Origin of the sequence: Allobaculum fili, assembly GCF_020969955.1 — a bacterium.
GTDB lineage: Bacteria > Bacillota_I > Bacilli_A > Erysipelotrichales > Erysipelotrichaceae > Allobaculum > Allobaculum fili.
On record NZ_JAHDSX010000079.1, the window covers coordinates 1 to 4,544 of the forward strand.

The following is a 4,544-nucleotide window of genomic DNA, read 5'->3' on the forward strand; positions in this document are numbered from 1 at the left end:
CTTGTTTATCCTATCATCGTCAGAAATTTCTGTCAACAGTTATTCGTGAAATTCTTCAAGATTTTCACTTAAGCTGTTTTCTTAGATATCTAAAGGTGATTTGACGACTGAGAGAAGCGATTTCCCTCAGCGCTCAACTATAATAACACGGGCATCGAAGTGACGCAAGCATTATTTGTGAATTTTTAAAACAATTTCACGACTAGCTGATTGGGCTGTTATTTCGCTTTTTGCGTACAAACAGCTTTTCATTTATACACCTCAAAAAGAAAGAACGCAAATCTTATGCTCCTGGGATCGCCCCCCAGAAAATTGATTTTCCGTCTGCTTTCTGTACAGCTCATCGGGTTTCCATAAAAAAGGAGGACTCTGGTTTTACTTTCCAGAGTCCTCACAATCGGTTTAAAGCGTACGGCATCCAGATTCAGATGCCGTTTCGAACGTTCCTTTTTCGAACAGACTGAGCTTAGTCATTCTGTACTGTAGGAAGGTGATTCGCATTGGGGAGAAGACGCAGGGCCAGAAGAAGCGCATGGAGCGTTTCGACTTCCTGGTCGACCTGATCCTGACTTTCCGGATGATTCAGGATTGCTTTGGCCGTTTCTGTTTCTTCTGCCAGCTGCGTCCAGCCTGTGCTTTCGTAGTCGGTTTCCTCAAATTTGAGGTGATCGACTTTATCTGTGAGCTGAGCGAGCAGTTCCGTATGGATCGTTTCCATTTCTTCCGGGGCAATCGTGTGCGCAGCTGCCTGCATTGCATCCGCAACCGCTTTGGTCTGTGCATGAACGCTCATTCTCACCTCCTGAGAAGAGGCAACGGCCGAGCCATAGCTGCTCGTCTGCGACGGCTTGCTCATGCTGTCAACGGCGCTCTGCAGGCTGGCTTTTGCACTCTCGTCGAGATCTTCATTTGCGAGCAGCCAGCGAACTTTCGCACTGTCGCGAATACCCTGCCTGAGCATTTCATAACGCGGGGTACTGTAATAGTTCTTGCCCTGAATCAGATCGGTATTACCTCTCTCAAGCGGATAGATAAACCAGCCGTCTCCCGGTTCCCAATAGCGGTAAGTAGCGTCGCCGTGCATGTCATAGACGTAGTTATCGAATGCCCAGCGCATGTAACCGTCGGTTTTGAGGGTAACGGTATAGAACATATCCCAGTAGTTGTCGCCTGGATCGGAAATCATGAAGTTCGACGGATAGTCGCCCGTGCACGTATAGAACGTGGTGTTCAGACCTTTTTCGCGTCGATGCTCGGACAGCGCAGCCGTTTGTTCCTTGGATGTATTGCCCAGGTTGACGGAAATATCGTCAATCTTATCTGTGAAATCGTAATAGGACGGAGCACTGTAGTTCAGTGCGGAAGAAATCTTGAACTGTTTGCCGTCTTCGGTCTTAATCGAATCGATCAGCTCAACAGCCGGTTCCAGCATATCCAGACTTCTTTCATCCATGGAAATATAGGTGATGTCGGTCCATCCTTTTTCCTCGGAATGCTGCAGATAGTCCTGCAGAAAGTCGGTCCAGATTTCTTTCCATTCGTCGCTTCCCGGCGTAAAGGTCTGGGATTTGGTCGAGCTCGTTGCTTCATCAAACCACGAAATCTGGTTGTTCCATGGAACGATGGAATAGGCCTTGATCTGACCAATGCCGTTGGCTGGATCCAGAACGCCGCATTCAATCATGAAATTGATCCAGGTATCGTACCAGGAATAGTCGAAATCCCAGGTACCGTCAGACTTCTTCGTCCACTGCACCATGGACAGGTCGTTATAGAACGACTGATGGCCCCAGGCCTGATCCACAATATTGGCTACCGCATCGTGACCGCCGATGGCCGCATAGTCTTCGTAGGAATCACGCATGAGATCCAGATGTTCTTGGGTGAAATAGAAATCTTTCTGACTGTCTGTGCAAATCGATCCCTTGTTATTGGCACCTAAGCCAAGATAGTTGTCCGCTACCGAGAACGGATGCTGCCAGAGCTGAATTCCAGTCAGTTCCGGATCCGGCTGCTGTACATTAATGACTTCCAGCGTATAGTCGAGTTCCTTCAGCGAAGACGCTTCATCGCAGGAGATACGAACCTTGCCTTTGTACGTACCCGGTTTCGTCGAAGCGGTCGTGCCAAACTGGATCCAGGCAAAGCGAATCGACTGTGCAGGAATGGTAATCTTGCCGGGATTGCCGATCAGATCCGGGAACTCCTTAACCGGCGCACCCGAATTGCCGCGTCCAATATTGGCCGTAGTCGTTTCGAGCCAGCCATAATGCATGGCTGATGCCGGCAGTTTATCTCCGTCTTCATTCACGAAATCGGAAAAACTCAGTTCTACGTTATGAAGGTCTTCGCCCATGGACGCTACGTTGACTTTCGAGTTGATCGTGTCATTTTTCCAGAGCGTTCCCTTAAATGAATCGCCCTCACCCGCATAGAGGCTCGAATAGTTTTCCGGAAGATCCAGAAGCTTTTCGTTGCCGACATAGGCATTCATCGTCGACAGATCGGGATCGACATTGAGAACAATTGAAGCGCTGATTTCCGGATGATCTTTCAGTGCTGCCATAATGGTTACCTTTTTCTTTTCTGTAACGACATCCTTGCCAGCGATGGTGACTTTTCCGTTTTCATCCACTGCGGCAATTGTCGGGTCGCTGCTCGTCCAGACGAGAGTACCCGTCGAATTCCATGGCTGGAACTCTTTTTCGAGTGTCAGTTCTGTTCCTGGAATTGCTGTCGTCGCTGTACTGTGAAGAGAAACAGAAATCGGTGTCAGTTCCTCATGATAGACTTTCAGATAATCGAGCTGAATGGCCATATCGGGCTGATCCTTCAGTTCCACTTTCAGCGTATGTTCGCCTTCTTCAAGCGTATCTGAAGCCCAGATCAGCTGCTGATTCACACGCGTATCGCTCGTAGCGCTGGCGGTTCCCACTTCTACGCCGTCAATAGAGAACGTATAAACGCCATGACCAGGGGCTTTGGTTGCCCACATTTCGACTTTATTGCCGATGAACTTCATTTCAAAGGAGTCTCCGTCATAGGCATAGTGCTCATATCCGTCGTGAAATGCGTCTGGATAAGCTGTACCGCCGCCTTTCCAGTTTCCGTTGTATTTCACTTTAAAGAGCTCATCATCTTCCGTGATGTCCATATCTTCGACGATCGTATAGCCCTTGAACGGTTCTGGTTCACCACTCGACCAGACTTTAAAGTAAGTAACGCTCATTCCATAAAGCGTTCCGGAAGCCGCCGCATTGGCTTCATCCAGAATGGTCAGCTTCAGCGTATGCTCTTTTTCATCCAGGTTAAGATTCGAATCTTCGGAACTGAACAGGAGCGTATCCGCTCCGGTTCGGCTTTCGGCCCACGCATCGCAGGTAACGGCTTCTCCGTCATCAATGGAAACGGAAAACTTCCGATGATTGGGGGCTTTTACACCGTAGATTTCCACTTTCTGGCCTGTAAACGTAAAAGTCAGACTGGCGCCAGCCTGATTGGCATAATGCTCGGTTGCAGCCGGATCGCCGCTTCCGCCTGCTGTCCATCCGCCGTTATTCGCGTTGCCTTCGGAATAGGCAATGGAGGCGTCCGTGTCATCCACTGTTTTTTCGGTAAGAGTTTCTGCCTGCGGCATCAGCGCTGCATTTTTCATGATCGTTTGAGCCGGTGTCCAGGATTTCGCCAGAACCGGAACAGGAACAATCAGACTCATTGCCATGCTGCCTGCGCAAAACAGGCTTCCCATTCTGCCAAACGTTTTCGCTCTGGCAGATGTTCTGCTGTGATTCTTCATAAATCCTCACTTTCTTTCTCGACCGAAAGCACAGAACCCGATTGGGAATCCATGCTCCCAGTAAAATCAGCGGTCAAGAACGGTTGTTTTCCAGCTGCACTGCCCGCTGCAGCCTGTCTTTTGAATTTGCCCGATTAAAAGACGAAACGTCTATTCTTTTCCGCTTTCATCCATCATCTTAACGTATTTACGAAATCCCAAAGATTTCAATTTTTGTGAAATCCGCAATCCAATTTCAGTTTGTTTGAAAAAATTTTGAACAGCGTTCCGCTCAGAACTGAATCTTTACACCGCTTCTGGACCAGTTCTACCTGCTGTCCGGGCGGACGGCAGCGACCGGATCAGATCCCGGATTTCTCACTTCCAGAACGCAGACTATGAAAAAATCCCCGAAAGATATAGGATTTCTCCTTTATCCTTCGGGGATTTCATTTTGTCTGGCAGCTTCCTATCTTTGCCTTGCGGCTATTGTCGGCGTTCTGCAGCTTAACGGCTGTGTGCGAGATGGGAACAGGTGTATCCTGCAGGCTATCGCCACCATACTTAGATTTTTTGAATGGATCTTCCAAAAACAAACATCAGTCTTCTAACATAACGATCTAACGCGATCGTTGGTTTCCATAGTGGCTTCTTGCGTATAGCTTTCTCGAATCTTAGATTAAGCTTTCGACCGATTAGTACTGGCCAACTCCGCGAATCACTTCGCTTCCATCTCCAGCCTATCGCCTTGTCGTCTTCAAGGGGTCTT

At 48.6% G+C, this 4,544-nt stretch carries 1 protein-coding gene and 2 rRNA genes; all 3 read right to left on the reverse strand.

Annotation, left to right across the window (positions count from 1 at the left end; all coding sequences use genetic code 11):
- Window positions 1-466: 466 nt before the first annotated feature.
- The gene (locus tag Afil_RS10490) at window positions 467-3,721 is read right to left on the reverse strand and encodes a glycoside hydrolase domain-containing protein (RefSeq protein ID WP_230268510.1); all 3,255 of its coding nucleotides are present in this window, start codon (window positions 3,719-3,721) and stop codon (window positions 467-469) included.
- 510 nt (window positions 3,722-4,231) lie between these two features.
- A 5S ribosomal RNA gene (rrf, locus tag Afil_RS10495) occupies window positions 4,232-4,338 on the reverse strand.
- A 112-nt stretch (window positions 4,339-4,450) separates the two neighbouring features.
- Window positions 4,451-4,544: ribosomal RNA gene (locus Afil_RS10500) — 23S ribosomal RNA — on the reverse strand; the annotation flags it as partial.